Genomic DNA, 21,382 nt, shown 5'->3' with positions numbered 1-21,382 from the left:
CCGGAATGGGCTGGCGCGCAAGGCGGCGAGGGGGGAACCATGCCAAGCTTGCCGGAACTGATGCCGACACAGGTGTCGGATGAGACTTTTGGTGGCGTCACCTATCACATAGCGGGCGAACTGGTGCCGGTGCTTTCGGTCGATGTGACACGAATGCCGGTCTATTTCGAACACCACATCCTGCTTTGGAAGAACTCCACCATAACCATCGGCCTGAAGTCGCTGAAGGGTGCGCTGAAGCGCATGATGGCCGGCATGCAGATCTTCGTCACCGAGGCCTCAGGCGCCGGCATCATCGCCTTCAGCCGCGACGGGCCTGGCCACATCGTGCCGATCCATCTCAGGCACGGCGAAGAGATCCAGGTGCGCGAACACCAGTTTCTCGCCGCCACCGGCAACGTCGACTACACATTCGAGCGGGTTCGCGGCCTGGCGACGATGCTGTTCGGCCAGAGCGGTTTCTTCATCGACCGTTTTCGCGGCGATACCGGTGACGGCATCGTCTGGCTGCACGGCTACGGCAATGTCTTCGAGAAAACGCTGGCCGCCGGCGAGACCATCGACATCGAGCCGGGCGGCTGGCTGTACAAGGATGCCTCGGTCCGGATGGAAACCAAGATCGACCGCCTGTCGAGCGGCTTCTTCGGCGCCAATATGAACTTCATCGTCAACCGCTTCACCGGCCCGGGCCGTGTCGGCATCCAGTCAATGTACCTGCATATGCCGACGGAGGAATAGCTCCAACAAGGTACGACGAAGGGCAAAAACCAGATCAGCGCGAGCGCAGCGGTGGCGACAGTTCGCGTATCAGCAATTCGAGCTCCCGCTGGTCGCCGGTTCCCGTCTTGTCGAAGATCGTCGCCAGTTGCGATTTGATGGTGCCGTCGGAAACACCGCTGGCGCATGCGATCTCCTTGCGCGTCTTGCCGCAGGCGACATGGCCGGTGACGCGTTTTTCCGCCGCGGTCAGGCCAAACAGCGCGGCGATCGCGTCCAGTGCCGGGGTCGGCGTGGCGCCGGCGGCGGCAATGAAGATCGCGGCGGCGGCGCGCTGCGACATCCGCGCCGAAATTTCGCGCCGGGCCAGCGGCATCACATGCGCCACGGCCGCAACGCCGACTTTGGCGAGCGGAATGTTGATGCCGGAAGGCCCAAGCGCGAACTCATCGCGCGTGCCGAGTTCGACCGCGCAGCTGATCGCCGCATTGGCTTGCGGATAGGCGAATGCCAGCTGGCCACGCACCGATGAGACGGCCGAGCTTTCCATCAGCAGGGCTTCGGCAGCGGAATTGGCAAAGATGATCTGCATGTCGTTGGAAACGATCATCACCGGGTGCGTGAGGTTTTCGATGATCGAGCGGAAAATCTCGGCCTTGCGTCGTTCAGCCTCGAACAGGTCGCCGATCGTCACCGCGCGCCGTACATGCGGTGCAAGCGACGAAACCAGCGCCAGATCCTCCGTCGAGATTTGCGGCCTGTCCTTGTCCGTCACAACCATCAGCGTGCCGATGCGCGTTGGTCGCTTCATCAGCGCTACCCAGAAGAAGTCGTCCAGGCGGTTAGGCTCCACCCATTCGCGCACGATGCGGCTGTCGATCCAGTTCTGCCGCGCGTCTGGTCCTTGCAGCGCATAGAAGGAATCGACAGTGAAGGGCATGTCGATATCCATCTTCGGCACGGCCGTGAAGAAGGGGACCTCCGACCGATAGTCGCGTTGCAACGGCTCCAGGATCGCGGGATCGCCGCAGGACACGGAAAACCGAGCGGAATTGGTCGCTGTATCGACGACCGCCAGCATAGCAAGCTGGCCAATCGCCAGCCGACGAATGGCTTCGAGTGTCGACTGCCAGCGGTCAACGTCGGCAACCGAATCGTATATGGCCTCGACCACCTGCGGCAGGGTGCGGTCGATCGTGTTCGCCGACAGTGACATGGGCCCTCTCGTACCGCCTCAGAGGTAACGCAGTGCCAGGTTCCACAACAACACTGCGCTAAGTTGCACACTAGCGCCGCTGTGTAACTTGATCATGCCGCAGTAGTCAGGAATTGTTACGTCGGCGCGCAAGGCCAATGTGCGAATTGCTGCTTATGTTAGCTATCTTAGCCACATCTAACATAATTCAAACAGGTCTGTGCATGCTGGTAGCGCAATCATCGCTGATCCAACTTCCGACTTAGCTTGTGGGAATTTCCACATTGTCGATGAGTCGTGTCTTGCCAAGCCAGGCAGCGGCGAGCAGGCGCCCCGCGCGGTCACGGCGCCATGGCGCAAGCGTCAGGCTTTCACGGGCCTCGACATAGTCGACCGTCTGGAAACCGGCGGCGATCAGGGCGCGGCTGGCTTCGCCGGTCGCGTCATCTCGATGTACGCCGGACACCAGCGCCGCTGCCGTCCGGCGCAGAATGAGGTTGAGCTGGCGCGCAGTCTGGAGTTCGGCTTCACCGAGATAGGCGTTGCGTGACGACATGGCGAGACCTTGCGCGTCGCGTATGGTCGGCGCGCCGATGATCTCGATGGGCAGGTCAAGGTCATGGCAGAGCTGCCTGACGACGCAAAGCTGCTGGTAGTCCTTCTCGCCAAAGACCGCGTAGTCGGGTGTCGCCTGGAGAAAAAGCTTGGCCACCACCGTGGCGACGCCCTCGAAGAAGGTCGGGCGAAAGTCCGATTCGAGCCCCGCGGACGGGCCGCCGACCGAGATCTTGGTGGCAAAGCCGGCAGGATACATCGCGCCAACCGTCGGCGTGAAGGCAAGATCGGCCTTGACCGTCGCCAACATGTCGAGGTCGCGGGCGAGCTGGCGCGGATACTTGTCGAGATCCTCGCTCGGTGCGAACTGCGTCGGGTTGACGAAGATCGACACCACGCAGCGTTCGGCTTTTTCGCGTGCGATCCTGATCAGGGAGAGATGTCCCTCATGCAAGGCACCCATGGTTGGCACCATGGCGACGCGCAGGCCATCGCGCCGCCAGTCACGGATCCGCGCGCGAAGTGCGGCGACGCTGTCGACGAGGTCCGGACCGCTCATGCCTCATCCCCGTGTTTCGTTGCCGAAAAGACATGGTCAGGGCCGGGGAATGTCCGGCTTCGCACTTCCGATGCGTAGCGCTCGGCGGCGTGCGCGATCACGCCGCGCAGATCGGCGTATTCCTTGACGAATTTCGGCACACGGTCGACGGTCAGCCCGACCATGTCGTCGATGACCAGGATCTGGCCATCGCAGTCACCGCTGGCGCCGATGCCGATGGTTGGAATGGCGATGCGGCGTGTGATGTCGGCGGCGACCTCCTCGATGGTGCCTTCGATGACCACGGAGAACGCGCCGGCTTTTTCGACGGCGAGCGCGTCGGCTATCAGCGACGCGATGGTCTCGTCCGTGCGGCCCTTGATCTTGTAGCCGCCATCCTTTTCGACCGATTGCGGCAGCAGGCCGATATGGCCCATCACCGGAATGCCGGCGGCCACGATCGCCGCGATCTGACGGGCCATGTCGACGCCGCCTTCGAGCTTCACCGCCTGGCAGCCGGTCTCGTCTACGATGCGCCGCGCCGAGGCCACGGCCTGATCAGCCGATTCCTCGTAGCTGCCGGCTGGCATGTCGACAACAATGCAGGCCCTGGCAGAGCCGCGCATCACGGCTTGGCCATGCGCAATCATCATCTCGAGCGAGGCGCCCAGTGTCGTCTCATGGCCATGCAGGACCATGGCGACACTGTCGCCGACCAGAAGCAGGTCGACATGGGGATCGAGCAGGCGGGCGACGGGATAAGTGTAGGCCGTCAGGCAGACCAGGGGCGTGCCGCCCTTGCGGCGCCGAATCAACTCGGTGCTGATGCGAATGTCGGTGGTCGGCAATTTTGTGGCCAATCGTCACCCCCTTCGGCCCCTGGCCGGATGGATACCCGCAAGGGCGCGCTGAGCTTTAGAAAGAGCCGAAAGGCTTGGCAAGCGTGCATCCTGCCGCCTCGCGCGATCACAGGCTCGTGTCGGATCCCCAGCGCGCCATTTGCGCGCTGCCTGCGGCAAAACCCTTGCCTTCCCGAAGGCCTGACGCCATAAGCAGGAAACAGGCGCCGCCAGCGCGAGGGTTTTGCGATGAAGACTTTCCTGACGCAGTTTTTCACCTGGTGGAACAGCCAGACGATAGGGACCCGCCTGCACACCTGGCGGTACGGCAAGCGGGTCGGCCAGGACGAGGTCGGTAATGTCTACTACGAGGGTGGCATCGATTCGGAAGGCCGCACGCGTCGCTGGGTAATCTACCGCAACTATTCCGAAGCTTCGGCCATTCCGCCCGGCTGGCACGGCTGGATGCATCATCGCGTCGATGTCGCGCCGCCGAGCGAAGACTACAAGCCGCGCGACTGGCAGAAGCCACACCAGCCCAATCTGACCGGCAGCCCGGCCGCCTATCGCCCGAAGGGCTCGGTGCTGACCAATCAGCATCGCCCGCAGGTCACGGGTGACTACGACGCCTGGACGCCCGGATCGTAACCGCCCCGGCTGTAACGGCGCCCCGTCTTGTAACAGCACAAGCTGCAGGCCGGTCCTTTATCGCCACAATTGGTGTTTAGCTGCTTGCTGATCAGAAAACGGCGACTAGCCTTGGCGATCGACGGAATCACCCGGGCACGAACCACCGGTACCCCTATATGAGCTTTTTCAACCTGATATCGACGGGCGGTCTGACGCTAGCCGCCAGCCTCGCCGTCAGCACCGCGGCCATTGCGGCGTCGCCCGCACCCGCCGCACAGCCGGCAGCCCCTGCAGCGACCGCCGGCTCGGACCGCATCACCAATCCGGTTGCCGAGTTCGCCGGCATCGACAAGATCACCGGCCGCATCATCACCTTCGATGTCTATATCGATGAGACGGTGCAGTTCGGCGCTTTGCAGGTGACGCCGCGCGTCTGCTATTCGCGGCCGCAGACCGAGGAGCCGAAGACAGATTCCTTCGTCGAGGTCGACGAGATCACGCTCGACCGCAAGATCCGCCGCATCTTCACCGGCTGGATGTTTGCCGAAAGCCCCGGCCTCAACGCCGTCGAACATGCCGTCTATGACGTCTGGCTGAAGGAATGCAAGCAGAAGTCGGATGTGCCGGCGCCTGGCGCCACCAAGGCTGACGCCACCAAGGCGGATGCTGCGAAGCCTGCGACGTCCAAGCCAAAGCCCGCTTCAGCCAAGCCAAAGCCCGCGACCACCCCGGATGTGGAACAGTCCGATCCCACGGAACCGGATACGTCAGACACCAACTGATCTCTGGGAACCGTCGTGGCCATCACACGTTGGGCCACGGACGACCGCGCATCGATGCGCCCGGAGGATATCCTGATGTCAGACAGCAAGCGGATCACAGCAAGCAAGAAAGAGCTGCTCGAACTCGAAAAGGGCTTCTGGACGGGCGACGAGGCCTACTATGCGGCTAATGTCGATACCGAATGCCTGGTAGCTTTCCCCGGAATGGCACAAGCGATGGACAATGCCGACCTGGCCAAGACCGCAACGAAGCCCAATCGCTGGCGCGACCTCGACATCGAGCTCAAGGGAATAATCGAACCGGGCAGCGACATTATCATGCTGACCTATGAGGCGCATGCGACGCGGGAGAATGGTGAACCCTACGCGGCGCTGGTCAGCACCGGCTATGTCCATCGCGTCAACGGCTGGAAGATGATGTTCCATTCGCAGACGCCAATCGAGGCTGCGGCCAAGTAGGGCTCGACCCCTACGGAAAAAAGATCGCCTCGCCTTTCAGGGCTTCGGCCAGCATCTTTTCGTATTTGCCGCGGGGCACGTCGACCGCGCCGAAGCGCTTCAGATGCTCGGTGGTGAACTGCGTATCCAGCAGGGCGAAGCTCCGCGCCTTCAAGCGCTCGACGAGATGCACGAGGCAGGTTTTCGATGCATCCGTCTCCTTGGAAAACATGCTTTCACCGAAAAACACCCGTCCGAGCGACACGCCGTAGAGGCCGCCGACCAGCCGGTCCTCGCGCCAGGCCTCGACAGAATGGCAATGGCCCATGCGGTGCAACTGCACATAGGCCTCGCGTATTGGCCCATTGATCCAGGTCGAGCGCCGCTCCTCGCGTCTTTCCGCACAGCCATCGATCGTCGCCTCGAAATCGAAGTCGAAGCGGATGTCGAACGGGCTTTTGCGGATCGTCTTCTTCAGGCTTTTGGGCGTGTGGAAACCGTCAAGCGGGATGATGCCGCGCGTCTCCGGCCGCACCCAGAACACCTCCGGGTCGGCCGCACTCTCAGCCATCGGGAACACGCCCGAGGCATAGGCCTTGAGCAGAAGGTCGGTGGGGATGCGATAGCCAGGCGCGTAGGGGCGGGTCATCGCGTCCCCGGACTACTCTTCCTTGGCCAGGTATTTTTCCAGCCAGTGGATGTCATAGTCGCCATTGGCGATGTCGGCGTTGCCGACCAGATCGCGAAACAGCGGCAGTGTCGTCTTGATGCCGTCGACGACAAATTCATCAAGCGCCCGGCGCAGCCGCATCATGCATTCGACGCGGTTGCGCCCATGCACGATCAGCTTGCCGATCAGGCTGTCGTAGTAGGGCGGGATCTTGTAGCCGGAATAGACGCCGGAATCGACGCGGATGCCGAGGCCGCCCGGCGTATGGAAATGCGTGATCGTGCCGGGCGAGGGGGTGAAGGTGCGCGGATCCTCGGCATTGATGCGGCATTCGATGGCGTGGCCATTGAACTTGATGTCTTCCTGCCTCACCGAAAGTCCGCCGCCGGAAGCGACGCGGATCTGCTCGTGGACGAGGTCGATGCCGGTGATCGCTTCCGTCACCGGGTGCTCGACCTGCAGGCGGGTGTTCATCTCGATGAAATAGAACTCGCCATTCTCGTACAGGAACTCGATCGTGCCGGCGCCGGAATAGCCGAGATCGGCAATGGCTTTGGCGCAAATGCCACCGATGCGGGCCCGCTCCTCGGCGTTGAGGGCCGGCGAGGGCGCCTCTTCCCAGACTTTTTGATGGCGGCGTTGCAGCGAACAGTCGCGTTCGCCGAAATGCACGCCGCGGCCGAAGCCGTCGCCGAACACCTGCACCTCGATGTGGCGCGGCTTTTGCAAGTATTTCTCGATGTAGACGGCGTCGTCGCCGAAGGCAGCGCCGGCTTCCGTGCTCGCTGTCTGCAAGGCAATCTCGAGGTCGTCCTCGGTGAGCGCGACCTTCATACCGCGCCCGCCGCCGCCGGCCGATGCCTTGATGATCACGGGATAGCCGATCTCGGCGGCAATGCGCCTGGCTTCCTTTTGATCGGTGACAGCGCCGTCCGAACCGGGCACAACCGGGATACCAAGACGCTTGGCGGTGCGCTTGGCCTCGATCTTGTCGCCCATGATGCGGATGTGGTCGCCCGACGGGCCGATGAACGTGATGTTGTGCGCGGCCAGGATGTCGGCGAACTTGGCGTTCTCCGACAGGAAGCCGTAGCCCGGATGCACGGCGTCAGCGCCGGTGATCTCGCAGGCCGCGACGATCTGATGGATGTTGAGATAGCTGTCACGCGATGGCGGCGGGCCAATGCATACGCTCTCGTCGGCCAGCCGCACATGCATGGCGTCGGCGTCGGCGGTTGAATGCACCACCACCGTCTGGATGCCGAGTTCCTTGCAGGCGCGCAGCACCCGAAGGGCGATTTCGCCGCGATTGGCGATGAGGATTTTCTGGAACATCCGGCCCGCTCTACTCGACCACGACGAGCGGCATGCCGTATTCGACCGGTGAAGCATCCTCGAACAGGATCGCCGTCACCGTGCCGGCGCGCGGCGAGGGGATCTGGTTCATCGTCTTCATCGCCTCGATGATCAAGAGCGTCTGGCCTTCCTTGACCTTCTGGCCGACCTCGATGAACGCCTTGGCATCGGGCGACGGCGCCAGATAGGCGGTGCCGACCATCGGCGAGGTGACCGCGTTCTTCGACACGTCGACCACCGCCGGGGCGGCCGCCGCTGCGGGCTGGGCGCCTGCCGCCGGCGCATAGCTGGGCTGGGGTGCCGCGATTGCGTGGACGGCAGGTGCCTGCCGCGATACGCGCACCTTCAGGTCGCCCAGTTCAACCTCGATCTCGGTCAGGTTGGTGTCGTTCAGTATGCCCGCCAGATCGCGGATCAGTTGCTGGTCAACACCGGTCTTCTTTATCGACATTTTCGAGCCTTCTGTTTGTTGGCCGGTCATAGGCGTGCGGCCAGCGCCTGTAGCGCCAGCGTGTAGCCGAGCGGCCCAAAGCCACAGATCATGCCGACGGCGACCGGCGCGACCATGGAGACGTGGCGGAATGATTCCCGCGCGTGGATGTTGGAAAGGTGAACTTCGGCGACCGGCAGCGGCGCAACCGAACGGATGGCGTCGTGGATCGCAATCGAGGTGTGGCTGTAGGCGCCCGGATTGATGACGATGCCGGCTGCCTTGTCGCCGGCCTCCTGGATCCAGTCGACGAGGTCACCCTCGTGGTTCGACTGGCGGAAATCGATCTCGAGCCCAAGCGACGCGCCTGCCTGCTTGCAGTCGTCGGCGATCGCGGCCAGCGTCTTGCCGCCATAGATGCCCGGCTCGCGCTTGCCGAGCGCGTTGAGGTTGGGACCGTTCAGGACGAAAACCGTTTTCAAAAAGCCAGACCTTTTCCGGCGCCGGCATCAAGCCGGCGCGCTGGGCCTCTATACCGGGCATAGTCGTCCGCGAAAAGAGCGCAAGTGCGTTCTTTCACTGTCCACAACAGGCCGAAATGCGCCCGTGAAGAAAACCGATGGCTGATCAAAGCGCGGCTTTCGCCGCCTCGATCTTTTCCGCCAGCACGTCCTGCCCGAGAGCCCCGAACACGACTTCGTTGCCGACGACGTAGGACGGCGTCCCGGTGATCGCCAGCTTGTTGGCGAGATCGTAGGTCTTGGAGAATGCCTCGGGGATCGACGGATCCTTCATCTTCTCGCGCAGCGTCGCCTCGTCGGCGCCCAGCGAAAGCGCGATCTTGATCGCGGTCGCCTCGGTGGCGCGCCCCTGGCCGCCGAGCAGCGCATTGTGGAACTCGCCGTATTTCTGCGGCATCATCAGGTGGAACGCCATCGAGACGACGCTGGCTTTCTGAGAATCAGGGCCGAGGATCGGGAATTCCTTGAGCACGAAGCGCAGATCGGGGTCGGACTTGGTCAGCGCCTGCATGTCTTCGATGGCGCGTTTGCAGAAGCCGCAATTGTAGTCATAGAACTCGACGATCGTCACCTTGCCGTTCGGATTGCCGACGACGCCGTCGAAGGCGGAGTTGAAGATCTGGTCCTTGGCGTCCTTGATGACGCCGAGATGGGCGATGCGTTGCTCTTCCTTCTGCTTGGCCTCGAGTGCGTCCTGCACTTCGAGCAGCACTTCCGGATTCTTCAACAGATAGTCGCGGATGATGCCTTCGACCTCGGTCCGGTCGATCTTGGTGTCGGCCACCGTCTGGACAGGCTGAGCTACCTGGGCAGGCTGCGTCGTACCGGCCTTGGCGATTTGCGGGCTGCCGGCCACGAAACCGAATGCCAGCATGGCAAGGGCTACAGCGATCCCAGTGGTGCCCAGCAGCAGTGCCTTTTTCATCGTTCTCGTTCCTTTTGCCTGTCTTCCGGTCTGGCTGTGTCGCAGCGCGGGGCCGGAGGGTTCATGAGAATTACTAGATATTGCTCGACGATTTGTAGTTTATGATGTCCTGGGCGCGTATCCAGCGCGGCTCGCCGCGCTTCATCTGTTGCTGCGCGCGCATGGCGAAGATCTTCGCATCCTTGTAATTACCAGAATAGAAATGACCTTCGGCCGTGGCAAGCTCGGCGCCTGGTATGTCCCCCAACTCGCCGTAAGCCTGCGCCAGGTAACGATACCCGACGGAATTTTCCTTGTCGCGCCCCAGGCCACTGTTGATCTGCACCACGGCCTTCTTCAGCGAGTCGGGCGTGCCGACCGCCATCAGCGCCTGACCAAGCGAGACCGGCAGCAAGCCGGACCGCGCCGGATCGAGGCTGACCGCCCTGGCGTAGGCTTCGGCCGCATCTCCAGGCTTGTTCGCCTTCATCAGGATGTCGCCACGCAACTCCTGGAAGTAGGCATTCCTGGGTTGCGCTTTGATAAGCGCGTTGGTCTTGGCGAGCGCAGCAGCGATATCTCCATAAAGGTAGGTCGATTGGGCATCGCCATATTGCCCTGCGAGGGTCCCTTGCATCTTCCGCATCAGCCGCGACGCGGTGGCCTGGCCTTCCATGTAGACGGCGATCTTCACACGCATCATGTCATGGCGCTGCTGCAGCGCCGGCGGGTCGAGCTTGTCGACATCGGGGCTTTGCTTGACCAGCACTTCGAGATTTGAGATTCGATCCTGCGGCATCGGATGGCTGATCCGGTAGGGATCGATTTGCGTGCCCGACAGCGATAGCGCGGTCTGGAAGCGATGAAACGTCTTCAGCATGCCCATGCCGGACTGGCCGGTGGCGTTGAGATAGGTGATCGCCGAACGGTCGGCGGTTATTTCCTCGGTGCGCTGATAGGCGAGGATGCTGCGCTGCGCCATCTCGCCGCCACCGGCCGCCACGCCCATGCCGGCGCCGGCAAGGCCGCGGCTGTTGGTGGTCGCACCGGCAACGATGGCGCCGGCGCCAAGCAAGGTGGTGATGATGGCCATGGTTTTGGCGCGCTCGAGCTGGTCGCGCAGTTTCTGCTGGTGGCCGCCGGCGATGTGACCGGCTTCATGCGCGATGACGCCGATGATCTCATTGGGCGTTTCTGCCGTCATCAGGGCGCCGGTGTTGATGAACAGCCGGCGCCCCGTGACGAAGGCATTGAAGCTGGAATCGTTGACCAGCACGATGTCGATGCCGTCATTCGTCAGCCCGGCCGCCTTGAAAATCGGCCGTGCGTAGTCGCGCACCAGGGCCTCGATCTCGGCATCGCGTACCACCGGCACGTTTTGGGCGAAGGCAGTGACAGAACTCACCACGGCAACGGCGAAGCCAAGCGAAAGCGTCGCGAAAACACGCACTGCCTGGGCTGCCACCCCGATGGCAGCAGCAAGCGATAGCGTCGCGGGGACGCGCACTGCCTGGGCTGCCATCGCGATGGCAGCCGCAGGTGCTAGCTTCGCGGGGACGCGCTCTGCCTGGGCAATCGTCGATCTGGGTCGGCTCAACATGACGTGTCCACTGGTAGACGAGCGCGCGAAAGATGAAAAGTCGGCACCGGGAAAACTTCCTCAACTTGTGATCCTCACACCAATCGGGCATTTGTGCGGCGCATGCATCAAGGGCATGGCGTGCTCAACTGTCGGGATAGGCATAAAATGGTCGTTTCGCTCTCACGTCGTGGCAATGTCGAGCCATTCCACGCCATGGATGTGCTGGCCGAAGCGAACCGGCTGAAAGCCCAGGGGGTGCCGGTGATCTCCATGGCGGTCGGCCAGCCGTCCGATCCGGCACCCGCACGGGTTCGCGCCGCGGCGGCCAAGGCCTTGCAGGATGGTCGCATAGGCTACACCGACACGCTGGGGCTGGCGGGGCTGCGCAAGGCGATCGCCGAGCACTATGCGGATCACTACCGGCTTGAAATCGAGCCCGACCGGATCGCGGTGACCACTGGTTCGTCGGCGGCCTTCAATCTTGCTTTCCTGGCGATGTTTGATGTCGGTGACCGCGTCGCCATCGCAGCACCCGGCTACCCTGCCTATCGTAACATCATGTCGGCGCTCGGCATTGAGGTGGTCGAGATCGAACTCGGCGACGCGGCCTATCTGCATGCCGGCCATCTGGAGGCAGCGCATCGCGAGAAGCCGTTGAAGGGCGTCCTGTTTGCAAGTCCGGCCAATCCGACTGGCGCCGTCATACCGCCCAGTGAACTGTCGGCGTTGGTCAATATGGCGGAAACACTGGGGGTCGCCGTCATCTCCGACGAGATCTACCACCGGTTGGCCTATGGCACCCCAGACACCACGGCACTCGCCTTCGGCAACAGCGTGACGGTGATCAATTCGTTCTCGAAATACTATTGCATGACCGGCTGGCGCATCGGCTGGATGGTGTTGCCGGAAGAGCTGGTGAGGCCGGTCGAGCGCATCGCCCAGAGCCTCCATATCTCACCGCCGGAGCTGTCGCAGATCGCGGCGATCGAGGCCTTTGCCGCCACGGAGGAACTGGAGGTGGTCAAGGGCCGCTACGCCTGGAATCGTGAGCTGCTGATGAAGCGCCTGCCGGAGCTTGGCTTTCCGTTGGCCGCGCCCATGGACGGTGCCTTCTATGCCTTTTGCGATGTCACCCGCCACACCAATGACAGCATGGCTTTTGCGCGCAAGATGCTGGCCGAGGCGCATGTGGCGGCGACGCCCGGCCGCGACTTCGACACCCGGGCGGGGCATCGCACGATGCGGTTTTCCTATGCCGGCAGCCACGACGACATGGTCGAGGCGATGGCGCGCATCGAACGCTGGTTGAGGTAGCACCATGCCCGAACTCGAACAGGCCCCCAAACTTGATCAAGCCCCCAAACTTGATCAAGCATTGGCCGAAGTCGCGGCGGAAATGGCCGAGCGTACCGATCGCGGCGATGTCGCCACCTACATTCCGCAACTGGGCAAGGTCGATCCGAAGAAATTCGGTATCGCCGCCGTCACCAATGACGGCCGTGTGCTGATGGCGGGCGACGCGGATCAGCCCTTCTCCATCCAGAGCATCTCGAAAGTGTTCACCTTGACGCTGGCGCTCGGCAATGTCGGCGATGCGTTATGGAAGCGGGTAGGGCGTGAGCCGTCAGGCAATCCGTTCAATTCGATCGTCCAGCTCGAGCACGAGAACGGCATTCCGCGCAACCCATTCATCAATGCCGGCGCCATCGTTGTTTCCGACATCCTGCTTGCCGGCCACCAGCCGCGCGAGGCGATCGGCGAAATCCTGCGCTTCATCCAGTTCCTCGCCGACGACGAGACTGTTATCATCGACCGAGAGGTCGCCGCGTCCGAGCGGGCCACCGGCTATCGCAACTTCGCGCTCGCCAACTACATGAAATCCTTCGGCAATCTCCATCATGCGCCGGAACTTGCGCTGGGCGTCTATTTCCACCACTGCGCCATTGCCATGAGCTGCCGGCAGCTGGCGATGGCCGGTCGCTTTCTAGCCAATGGCGGCAAGAACCCGGCGACCGGGCATTCCGTGGTGTCAGCTGAGCGGGCGCGGCGTATCGGCGCCATGATGCTGACCTGCGGCCACTATGATGGCTCCGGTGACTTTGCCTTCCGCGTCGGCATTCCGGGAAAAAGCGGCGTCGGCGGCGGCATACTGGGCATCGTGCCGGGCGTCGCCTCGCTCGCCGTCTGGTCGCCCGGCCTCAACGCCAACGGCAATTCCAAGCTGGGTTCGATCGCGCTGGAGAAGCTGGCCAGGATGATGAACTGGTCAATCTTCGCGCCTTAGGAAATACGACAGGGTCAGCAAGCAGCCATGGAAGAGCGGGATCGCTGGATATTGCACATTAAGGAAGTTCGCTCTCGCCATGGCGTGAGCCTTCTTGAGGCGGAACGTATCGCCTTGTCGGATCCTCACTGGCGTCGTTGGGTGGAGCGTCAAATCAACGCTGACGAACGCTGCCGCAAGTCTGCACGGACCCATATGGCAGCCAATCGCCAAGCGTCCCTGGTTTACAGGGACGGTGAGGTGCTAAAACTGCGTTAGCAGGTGAAGCGGCCAATTCACTGGTTCAATTCTATAGTGCCTGAAGCAAAAATCCCGCGGCACCTTTCAAGGGCGGCGCGGGATTTTTGTTAATCAGGCAATCAGTTCAACTGGCTGAAAAGCCTAGAAAAAGCCTTTCCGCTGCCACCAGCCAGCGCGCTTTGGCTTTTCTTCGGCCTTGGCTTCCGGTTCATCGGCGACGGTCGAGGAAACCACCGGCGCGATAGGCGCATCGATGGCAGCCGGCTTGCGTCGTGACGGCCGGGCCTTCGCAGGCTCTTCCGCAACGGCCGCAGCCACTGTTTCCTCAGCGACGGCCACCGGGGCCTCGACCGGCGTTTCCGCGGCCGCTTCGACAACAGCCGTTTCGGCGACGGCCTCAGCGGCTGCCTTCTTCGGCTTGGCCGGGCGGCGCGCCCGCTTGGGCTTCTCGGTGCTCGGCACCTCTTCGCTCACCGCAATGACCGGCTCTTCCACGGCAGCGCCAACCAGCGGCTCGATCGACGCAGGTTCGCTTTCCGAAGCATCTGCCTGGGAAGGCTCGGTCGTTTCCTCGGCACTCGCCTCGGTCTCGCCTTCACCATCCTCGCGACGATTGCGCTTGCCGCCGCGCTTGCCGCGACGGCGCTTCTTGCCCTGGCCATCATCCGAAGCCTGCACTGCTTCATCAGACTCGCTGGCCGTGACCGGAGCGGCATCGTCCGTTTCGGCCTCGTCATTATCCGCGTCTTCTGCCGATTCGGCGAAATCGCCGGCCGGAGCGGAGATGGACGAGCCGTCTGTCGGGGCGCCATGTTCGCGGTCGCGATCCTTGCCGCCGCGGCGTCTGCGACGCTTGCGGCGCTTGCGGTCACGGCCTTCGCCGTCCTCGCCACCGGCGGCGGGCCGCGGCTGTTGCTGCTGCGGCTGCTGGCGTGGCTGCTCGGCCGGTGCCGGCACCTCGTCATCTTCCTCGACGACGACAATCTCGTCCTCGGGCTCTTCCGGCTCGACATAGGCCGGGAAGCTGCGCGCCTCGACAAAGCCTTCCGGCTTTTCAGCCAGCGCGCCGCGGAAGATGGCATAGTGCTGGGCACCAACCGTGTCGTCGGCCTCGATCGTGATGGTCAGGCCGAAGCGGCTTTCGAGTTCCACCAGCGTGCCGCGCTTGTGGTTGAGCACGTAGAGCGCGGTCGCTGCCGGGGTCCGCACCGTGATGTGGCTGCGCGAATCCTTGAGCAGGAATTCCTCGATCGCCCGCACCACCATCAGCGCGACCGACGAATCGGACCTGACATGGCCGGTGCCGCCGCAATGCGGGCACGGCTTCATGGTCGATTCCAGCACGCTTGCGCGGATGCGCTGGCGCGACATCTCCATCAGGCCGAAATGCGAGATGCGGCCAACCTGAATGCGTGCCCGGTCGTTCTTGAGGTGATCCTTCAGCCGCTTCTCGACGGAGCGGTTGTTGCGGTTCTCCTCCATGTCGATGAAGTCGATGACGATCAGGCCGGCGAGATCGCGCAACCTGAGCTGACGCGCGACTTCTTCAGCTGCTTCCAGATTGGTGTGAAGCGCGGTGTCCTCGATCGAGTGCTCCTTGGTGGAGCGGCCCGAATTGACGTCGATGGCAACCAGTGCCTCGGTCTGGTTGATGATGATGTAGCCGCCGCTCTTCAGCGTCACTTGCGGCTGCAGCATGCGGTCGAGCTGTGCCTCGATGCCGTTGCGCACGAAGATCGGCGTCGTGTCGCGGAACGGCTGAACCACCTTGGCGTGGCTCGGCATCAGCATGCGCATGAAGTCCTTGGCCTCGCGGTAGCCTTCCTCGCCCGAGACAAGAATCTCGTCGATGTCCTTATTGTAGAGGTCGCGCACCGAACGCTTGATCAGGCTGCCTTCTTCATAGACGAGGGCAGGGGCGGTGGACTGAAGCGTGAGGTTGCGGACATTTTCCCACAACCGCATCAGATATTCGTAGTCGCGCTTGATCTCGGCCTTGGTGCGGCTCTCGCCGGCGGTGCGCAGAATGACGCCCATGCCCTGCGGCACTTCGAGATCGGCAACCACCTCCTTGAGACGCTTGCGGTCGACCGCGCTGGTGATCTTGCGCGAAATGCCGCCGCCCCGCGCCGTGTTGGGCATCAGCACCGAATATCGCCCTGCAAGCGACAGATAGGTGGTCAGCGCCGCGCCCTTGTTGCCGCGCTCTTCCTTGACGACCTGCACCAGCAGGATCTGCCGGCGCTTGATCACTTCCTGGATCTTGTACTGGCGGCGCACCGGCTTGCGGCGATTGCGCACTTCTTCCAGCGCATCCTCGGCGCCGACCGATTCGACCTCGTGGTCATCGGGATGCGAGGACTGTACTTCCTCCAGCATGCCGCGATCATTGTCGCCGGACGTTGCTTCAGTGCCCTGTTCCGTTTGCGAGACGGGTTCGGAGATCACATCGCCTTCGACCGCGGCGGCGATCGATGTCGGGCCACCCTCGCGGGTTTCGGTTTCGTCCTGCTCGGCGGAACCTTCATCATGGCCAGATGTATCGGCATGCCCGGAGGTATCCGGATGTTCCGATGTATCGGCTGCGTGTTCGATGATCTCGGAGGTGTGGGAGATCTCCTCGACAACGATGTCGCCATTGTCGCTGCCTTCGCCTGGCTCGCCGGAGCCTTCGCCTGCCTCGCCCGCATCGCGCTTGTGCTCGGCCCGGTCGCGGCTCTTGCCGCCGCGCCGGCGCCCGCGCCGTCCGCGATCGCGGCTCTGGCGGTCATCGCCGTCACCGTCCTCGTCCTCTTCGCCCTCGGCCTCCTGCGCTTCCGCGCGCAGCAGCGCCTGACGATCGGCGACCGGAATCTGGTAGTAGTCGGGGTGTATTTCACTGAAGGCGAGGAAACCGTGACGGTTGCCGCCATATTCGACAAAGGCTGCCTGAAGGGAAGGTTCGACGCGCGTTACGCGGGCGAGGTAGATGTTTCCTTTGAGCTGCTTCTTGTCCTGGGATTCAAAGTCGAATTCTTCGATACGGTTACCGCGTACGACGACAACGCGTGTTTCCTCCGGGTGGGAGGCGTCTATCAGCATTTTGTTGGGCATTATTTCGTTTCCTCCCGGCAGCCGTCAGCCGCAGCTTGCAAGGCAACAAAGCCCGCTGCTGCGTGTCTGGAGTGTGGGTGCCGGATGTCTGAATGTCCGCCGGACGGTGCCTGCGCGCCATGGCGGTGCCGCCCGCAGCCATATTGGCGCGGTTTGATGCGGACCTTTCCATGATTGCGCTTGAAGCCATCGTCACCAGCAGAACCTTTTGAACCAAAGCCCGGAAACCGGACCAGCTTGTTTGCTCATACAGAGCCGGCGCGGGAACAAACCCGGCCGTTTTCCTCACGCAGGCGATTCCCCCGCCACGGGAGCACGCCTGCGAAATTCGTCGCAATCACCTGAACCCTTTTCGCGTGAAGCGAAAGGAGCCGCCTTTCATCTGACCCTGTAGCAGGAAGCTGCGGAGGAGGGCGGTTCCAGGATTGCAGTGATCCACTATCGCTTTTATGATTTGGCGGGTTGGAAGGCAACCCCGATTTCCGATGCCGGCAAAAAGCAGTTCCGCAGCGTAAGTCTGGGTTCTGATCCCTGTGAAAAGGCTTGGTTAACCTTCTCTGGATACCAATCGTTAATCGAGTTCGCGGCCTAACCGGCACTTCGACGAAACGAGCGGGCGCCTGGCGCCAAACCGGAGCGACTGGAAGAGAAATGGGACTGGCAGACTTCACAGACAAGGGATGTCGTGTTGGCGGCCGGATTCTTGGCGCTTTCTGCCTTCTGCTGCTGGTGGCGATTTCCCAGGCCTTTTCCCCTGTTGCCAACGCCGCCGACGCGCCGCTGGTGGCAAAAGACTACAAGATGGCGGGCGATGCCACCAAGATGCGCATCGTCCTGGATTTCGATCGCGAGCCGGACATCAAATGGTTCCTGCTGCGCGGGCCCAATCGTCTGGTTATCGACCTGGCGAATACGAGGCTGGCCATCGATGCCAAGGACTTGAAGCCGCGCGGCTTGGTCAAGGGCGTGCGCCTGGGCGAACTCGGCGAGGGCGTTTCGCGGCTGATCCTTACCGGCAAGGGGCCATTTGCTGTCGACAAGCTGGATGTGCTCAAGAATGAGGACGGAACCGGCTACCGCATTGCCATCGACATGTCGGCCGCCTCCGAGCGCGAGTTCGACGTGGCCCTTGCCAACCAGGCGCTGACCACGGGATCGACGGTTTCGACCGACAAGGGCGGGCGCGTTGGCACCGGGCCGGTCTCCAATCCGGGCCATCGCTTCACCGTTGTCATCGACCCCGGCCATGGCGGCATCGACGGCGGCGCCGAGGGCTTGAACGGCACCATCGAGAAGAATGTCACGCTGGCCTTCGCCACGGAGCTGCGCGACAAGCTCACGGCTATCGGCAAATACGATGTCTTCATGACCCGCGACACCGATGAGTATCTGCGCCTGGACGACCGGGTGCGCATCGCCCGCCAGCACGAGGCCGATCTGCTGATTTCGATCCATGCCGACACAATCAGCGTCAAGGGCATCCGTGGCGCCACCGTCTATACGGTCTCCGACAAGGCGTCGGATCCGCAGGCGCAGGCGCTTGCCGACCGCGAAAATCTCTCCGACCAGTTCGCCGGCATGGTCATCAAGGACGACAACAAGGAAGTCACCGACATCCTGATCGACCTGATCCGCCGCGAGACCCACAATTTCTCGATGAGTTTTGCGCACACTCTGGTCGGCCAGCTGTCGACCAGCGTCGGCCTGATCAACAATCCGCAGCGTTCGGCCGGCTTCAAGGTGCTGAAGGCGCCGGACGTTCCGTCGGTGCTGGTCGAACTCGGTTATCTCTCGAATGCCAAGGACGAGGCGCAACTGCTCGACGCCGAATGGCGCGGCAAGGCCGCACAAAGCATTACCAACGCCGTCGCGCTGTTCGCTTCGGCCCGTGTCGGAACGGCAACCGGGGGCTGACATGGGCTGGCGACGCCTGCAACCAGGGGCGGCGTTGCGCGTTGACAACACCCGGTGCCTTTATTTCTGGCGCATGGTCACGAAATCAGGCCTTGCCGTATTTTGTCCACATGGTGGCGACATGGGTTTTCGATTACGGATTGGGACCGGCTCGAAAGCTTGCGTGGAAGGCGGCTTCGTTTAGGAAATTCCCGAACCAAGGACTGGAGCGGGTATGATTCGTCTTATTGGCTATTTCTTCGGCGTAGGCACGACGCTGGCCCTGCTGGTCGCGGCGGGCGTTGCGCTTTACATCGGCCATGTAGCAAAGGATCTGCCTGACTACGAGGTGCTGGCCAAGTACGAGCCGCCGGTGACCACCCGCATCCATGCCTCGGATGGTTCGCTGATGGCGGAGTATGCGCGCGAACGGCGCCTGTATCTGCCGATCCAGGCGATACCGGATCGCGTCAAGGCGGCCTTCCTGTCCGCCGAGGACAAGAATTTCTACAGCCATCCCGGTGTTGATATAACGGGTTTGGGCCGCGCGGTGCTGACCTATGTTTCGGGTGGCCCGATGCAGGGTGGTTCGACGATCACCCAACAGGTTGCCAAGAACTTCCTTCTCACCAACGAGCGCTCGCTGGAACGCAAGGTCAAGGAAGCCATTCTTTCGTTCCGCATCGAACAGGCCTATTCCAAGGATCGTATCCTTGAGCTCTACCTCAATGAAATCTTTTTCGGCTTCAATGCCTATGGCGTCGCCGGCGCCGCACTGACCTATTTCGACAAGTCGGTGAACGAACTGACCGTGGCCGAGGCCGCGTATCTGGCATCGCTGCCGAAAGGTCCGGCCAACTACAATCCGTTCAAGCATGCCGATCGCGCGATCGAGCGGCGAAACTGGGTCATCGGCCAGATGGTCGAGAACGGTTACGTGACCCCGGAAGAGGGTGCCAAGGCGAAGGCCGAGCCGCTTGGTGTCGCCCCACGCCGCACCGGCTCGTATTTGTTCGCGGGCGAGTATTTCACCGAAGAGGTTCGTCGCCAGATCATCGCCCGCTATGGTGAGAATGCGCTCTATGAGGGCGGTCTTTCCATTCGCACCACCCTTGATCCCAAGGTTCAGCTCATCGCCCGCAAGGCGATGCAGAACGGCTTGATGAAATACGACACGCTGCGCGGCTATCGCGGGCCGGTAACGTCGATTGACGTGTCGAGCGACTGGGGCGTCCCGCTGGGCGCCGTCAAGGGACTGGAAGACGTTCCCGAATGGTCGCTGGCCGTCGTGCTCGACAGTTCGGCGACCGGCCTTTCGATCGGCTTGCAGCCCGCGCGCCAGGCGTCGGGCGAGATCGTCAAGGAACGTGTCGAAGGCACCGTCAGCAAGGACGACATGGGTTTCGCCATGCGCCATCTGGTCGACGGCAAGACCGTCAAGGCCAAGTCGCCGGCCGAAGTGCTCAAGCCTGGCGACGTCATTTTCGTTCAGAAGAACGAAGGCTCCGAGAATGCCTACAGCCTGCGCCAGGTTCCCGAAGTGGAAGGCGGCCTGATCGCCATGGATCCGCATACAGGCCGTGTGCTCGCCATGGTCGGCGGCTTCTCCTATTCGCAGTCGGAATTCAACCGCGCCACCCAGGCGATGCGCCAGCCGGGTTCCTCGTTCAAGCCGATCGTCTATTCCGCCGCACTGGACAATGGCTATACGCCGGCCTCGGTGATCATGGACGGGCCGATCACCATCCAGAGCGGCAACACGACCTGGACGCCGAAGAACTATGACGGCACGGTCGCCGGACCGGCAACGCTGCGCTCCGGTATCGAAAAGTCGCGCAACCTGATGACGGTGCGGCTTGCCAACGATATGGGCATGAAGCTGGTCGTCGAATATGCCGAGCGCTTCGGTGTCTACGATCATCTGGCGCCGTATCTGCCAATGGCGCTGGGCTCCGGCGAGACGACCGTCATGCGCATGGTTTCGGCCTATTCGATCATGGCCAATGGCGGCAAGTCGATCAAACCATCGCTGATCGACCGCATCCAGGACCGCTACGGCAAGACCGTGTTCAAGCAGGATGAGCGTGGCTGCGAAGGCTGCAACGCGCCGGAATGGAAGAATCAGCCGGAGCCGGAACTGGTCGACAATTCCGAGCAGGTGCTCGATCCGATGACCGCCTACCAGATCACATCGATGATGGAAGGCGTGGTGCAGCGCGGCACCGGCGCCACCATCGGTGAACTGGGCCGTCACATCGCCGGCAAGACCGGCACCACCAACGACGAGAAGGACGCCTGGTTCATCGGCTACACGCCGAACCTCGTGGTCGGCCTCTATATGGGCTACGACACGCCGCGCGGCCTTGGCCATGGCGCCACCGGCGGCGGTCTCGCCGCCCCGATCTTCAAGGATTTCATGCGCGTAGCGCTGGACGGTACGCCCAATGTCGACTTCAAGGTTCCCGACGGCATGAACCTGATCGCCATCAACCGCAAGACCGGCATGCGTGCCACGTCGGGTGATGCGGGCACCATCATCGAGGCCTTCAAGCCCGGCACCGGTCCCGCCGACAGCTATTGGGTGATCGGCATGGGCGCCGACGGCTCCAACGCATCGGGCGGTCCGCTGTCGCCGCAGGCCAACCAGGCCATTCAGGATGGCGGCGGCGGCCTCTACTGACCGGTCCAGATGTCGACCGCTGGGCTGGCCTCGGG

18 protein-coding genes are annotated in these 21,382 nt (G+C 62.6%); 8 read left to right on the top strand and 10 right to left on the bottom strand.

Annotated elements, in window-relative coordinates; all coding sequences use genetic code 11:
- Nucleotides 1–39: 39 nt before the first annotated feature.
- On the top strand, nt 40–738 hold the full coding sequence (locus EB235_RS23070) for an AIM24 family protein (RefSeq protein ID WP_027028764.1): 699 nt from the start codon (nt 40–42) through the stop codon (nt 736–738).
- Between the two features lie 34 nt (nt 739–772).
- Here the strand turns inward: EB235_RS23070 and EB235_RS23065 are convergent, their stop codons facing one another.
- From EB235_RS23065 to panB, 3 genes are all read right to left on the bottom strand, one after another.
- The gene (locus EB235_RS23065; protein ID WP_051429561.1) at nt 773–1,933 is read right to left on the bottom strand and encodes a helix-turn-helix transcriptional regulator; all 1,161 of its coding nucleotides are present in this window, start codon (nt 1,931–1,933) and stop codon (nt 773–775) included.
- A 241-nt stretch (nt 1,934–2,174) separates the two neighbouring features.
- Entirely contained in the window at nt 2,175–3,026 is an 852-nt protein-coding gene (gene panC / locus EB235_RS23060; protein WP_027028766.1) for a pantoate--beta-alanine ligase, read from the bottom strand.
- Nucleotides 3,023–3,865: a 3-methyl-2-oxobutanoate hydroxymethyltransferase gene (panB, locus tag EB235_RS23055; RefSeq protein ID WP_027028767.1), complete on the bottom strand. Its 843-nt coding sequence runs from the start codon at nt 3,863–3,865 to the stop codon at nt 3,023–3,025. Before panB ends, panC begins: the two co-directional genes overlap by 4 nt.
- A gap of 228 nt (nt 3,866–4,093) precedes the next feature.
- On the opposite strand from panB, the gene EB235_RS23050 reads away from it, so the two are divergent.
- The 3 genes from EB235_RS23050 to EB235_RS23040 all read left to right on the top strand — a co-directional run bounded on the left by EB235_RS23050 (nt 4,094) and on the right by EB235_RS23040 (nt 5,715).
- A complete protein-coding gene (locus tag EB235_RS23050; protein ID WP_027028768.1) occupies nt 4,094–4,492 on the top strand; it encodes an NADH:ubiquinone oxidoreductase subunit NDUFA12 in 399 nt (132 codons plus the stop codon).
- Between the two features lie 158 nt (nt 4,493–4,650).
- The gene (locus EB235_RS23045) at nt 4,651–5,256 is read left to right on the top strand and encodes a DUF2155 domain-containing protein (protein ID WP_027028769.1); all 606 of its coding nucleotides are present in this window, start codon (nt 4,651–4,653) and stop codon (nt 5,254–5,256) included.
- Between the two features lie 75 nt (nt 5,257–5,331).
- Nucleotides 5,332–5,715: a hypothetical protein gene (locus EB235_RS23040; protein ID WP_027028770.1), complete on the top strand. Its 384-nt coding sequence runs from the start codon at nt 5,332–5,334 to the stop codon at nt 5,713–5,715.
- A gap of 10 nt (nt 5,716–5,725) precedes the next feature.
- On the opposite strand, the gene aat is transcribed toward EB235_RS23040, so the two are convergent.
- The 6 genes from aat to EB235_RS23010 all read right to left on the bottom strand — a co-directional run bounded on the left by aat (nt 5,726) and on the right by EB235_RS23010 (nt 11,097).
- A complete protein-coding gene (gene aat, locus EB235_RS23035) occupies nt 5,726–6,343 on the bottom strand; it encodes a leucyl/phenylalanyl-tRNA--protein transferase (protein WP_027028771.1) in 618 nt (205 codons plus the stop codon).
- Between the two features lie 12 nt (nt 6,344–6,355).
- Nucleotides 6,356–7,699 (bottom strand): acetyl-CoA carboxylase biotin carboxylase subunit, encoded by a 1,344-nt coding sequence (gene accC / locus EB235_RS23030; RefSeq protein WP_027028772.1) that lies wholly within the window; start codon nt 7,697–7,699, stop codon nt 6,356–6,358.
- A gap of 10 nt (nt 7,700–7,709) precedes the next feature.
- Nucleotides 7,710–8,171 (bottom strand): acetyl-CoA carboxylase biotin carboxyl carrier protein, encoded by a 462-nt coding sequence (gene accB, locus EB235_RS23025; protein ID WP_027028773.1) that lies wholly within the window; start codon nt 8,169–8,171, stop codon nt 7,710–7,712.
- Nucleotides 8,172–8,197: 26 nt separating this feature from the next.
- Complete coding sequence (gene aroQ / locus EB235_RS23020) at nt 8,198–8,632, bottom strand: type II 3-dehydroquinate dehydratase (RefSeq protein WP_019857903.1); 435 nt, start codon at nt 8,630–8,632, stop codon at nt 8,198–8,200.
- A 145-nt stretch (nt 8,633–8,777) separates the two neighbouring features.
- Nucleotides 8,778–9,596 (bottom strand): DsbA family protein, encoded by an 819-nt coding sequence (locus EB235_RS23015; protein ID WP_027028774.1) that lies wholly within the window; start codon nt 9,594–9,596, stop codon nt 8,778–8,780.
- 73 nt (nt 9,597–9,669) lie between these two features.
- Nucleotides 9,670–11,097, bottom strand: a complete 1,428-nt coding sequence (locus EB235_RS23010) for a tetratricopeptide repeat protein (RefSeq protein WP_245268735.1) — start codon at nt 11,095–11,097, stop codon at nt 9,670–9,672.
- Nucleotides 11,098–11,322: 225 nt separating this feature from the next.
- On the opposite strand from EB235_RS23010, the gene EB235_RS23005 reads away from it, so the two are divergent.
- Nucleotides 11,323–12,471: a pyridoxal phosphate-dependent aminotransferase gene (locus tag EB235_RS23005; RefSeq protein WP_027028776.1), complete on the top strand. Its 1,149-nt coding sequence runs from the start codon at nt 11,323–11,325 to the stop codon at nt 12,469–12,471.
- Between the two features lie 4 nt (nt 12,472–12,475).
- A complete protein-coding gene (locus EB235_RS23000; RefSeq protein ID WP_051429562.1) occupies nt 12,476–13,441 on the top strand; it encodes a glutaminase in 966 nt (321 codons plus the stop codon).
- Nucleotides 13,442–13,822: 381 nt separating this feature from the next.
- Here the strand turns inward: EB235_RS23000 and EB235_RS22995 are convergent, their stop codons facing one another.
- Nucleotides 13,823–16,774 carry an Rne/Rng family ribonuclease gene (locus EB235_RS22995; RefSeq protein ID WP_027028778.1) on the bottom strand — a complete coding sequence of 984 codons (2,952 nt, stop codon included), beginning with the start codon at nt 16,772–16,774 and terminating at the stop codon, nt 13,823–13,825.
- Nucleotides 16,775–17,425: 651 nt separating this feature from the next.
- On the opposite strand from EB235_RS22995, the gene EB235_RS22990 reads away from it, so the two are divergent.
- Nucleotides 17,426–18,688 carry an N-acetylmuramoyl-L-alanine amidase gene (locus EB235_RS22990; protein WP_027028779.1) on the top strand — a complete coding sequence of 421 codons (1,263 nt, stop codon included), beginning with the start codon at nt 17,426–17,428 and terminating at the stop codon, nt 18,686–18,688.
- A gap of 214 nt (nt 18,689–18,902) precedes the next feature.
- Complete coding sequence (locus EB235_RS22985; protein ID WP_027028780.1) at nt 18,903–21,347, top strand: penicillin-binding protein 1A; 2,445 nt, start codon at nt 18,903–18,905, stop codon at nt 21,345–21,347.
- Nucleotides 21,348–21,382 lie beyond the last annotated feature (35 nt).

Origin of the sequence: Mesorhizobium loti R88b (genome assembly GCF_013170845.1) — a bacterium.
Lineage (GTDB): Bacteria > Pseudomonadota > Alphaproteobacteria > Rhizobiales > Rhizobiaceae > Mesorhizobium > Mesorhizobium loti_B.
Note: the sequence above shows the minus strand (reverse complement) of the source record. Positions and strands in the feature narration are given on the sequence as shown.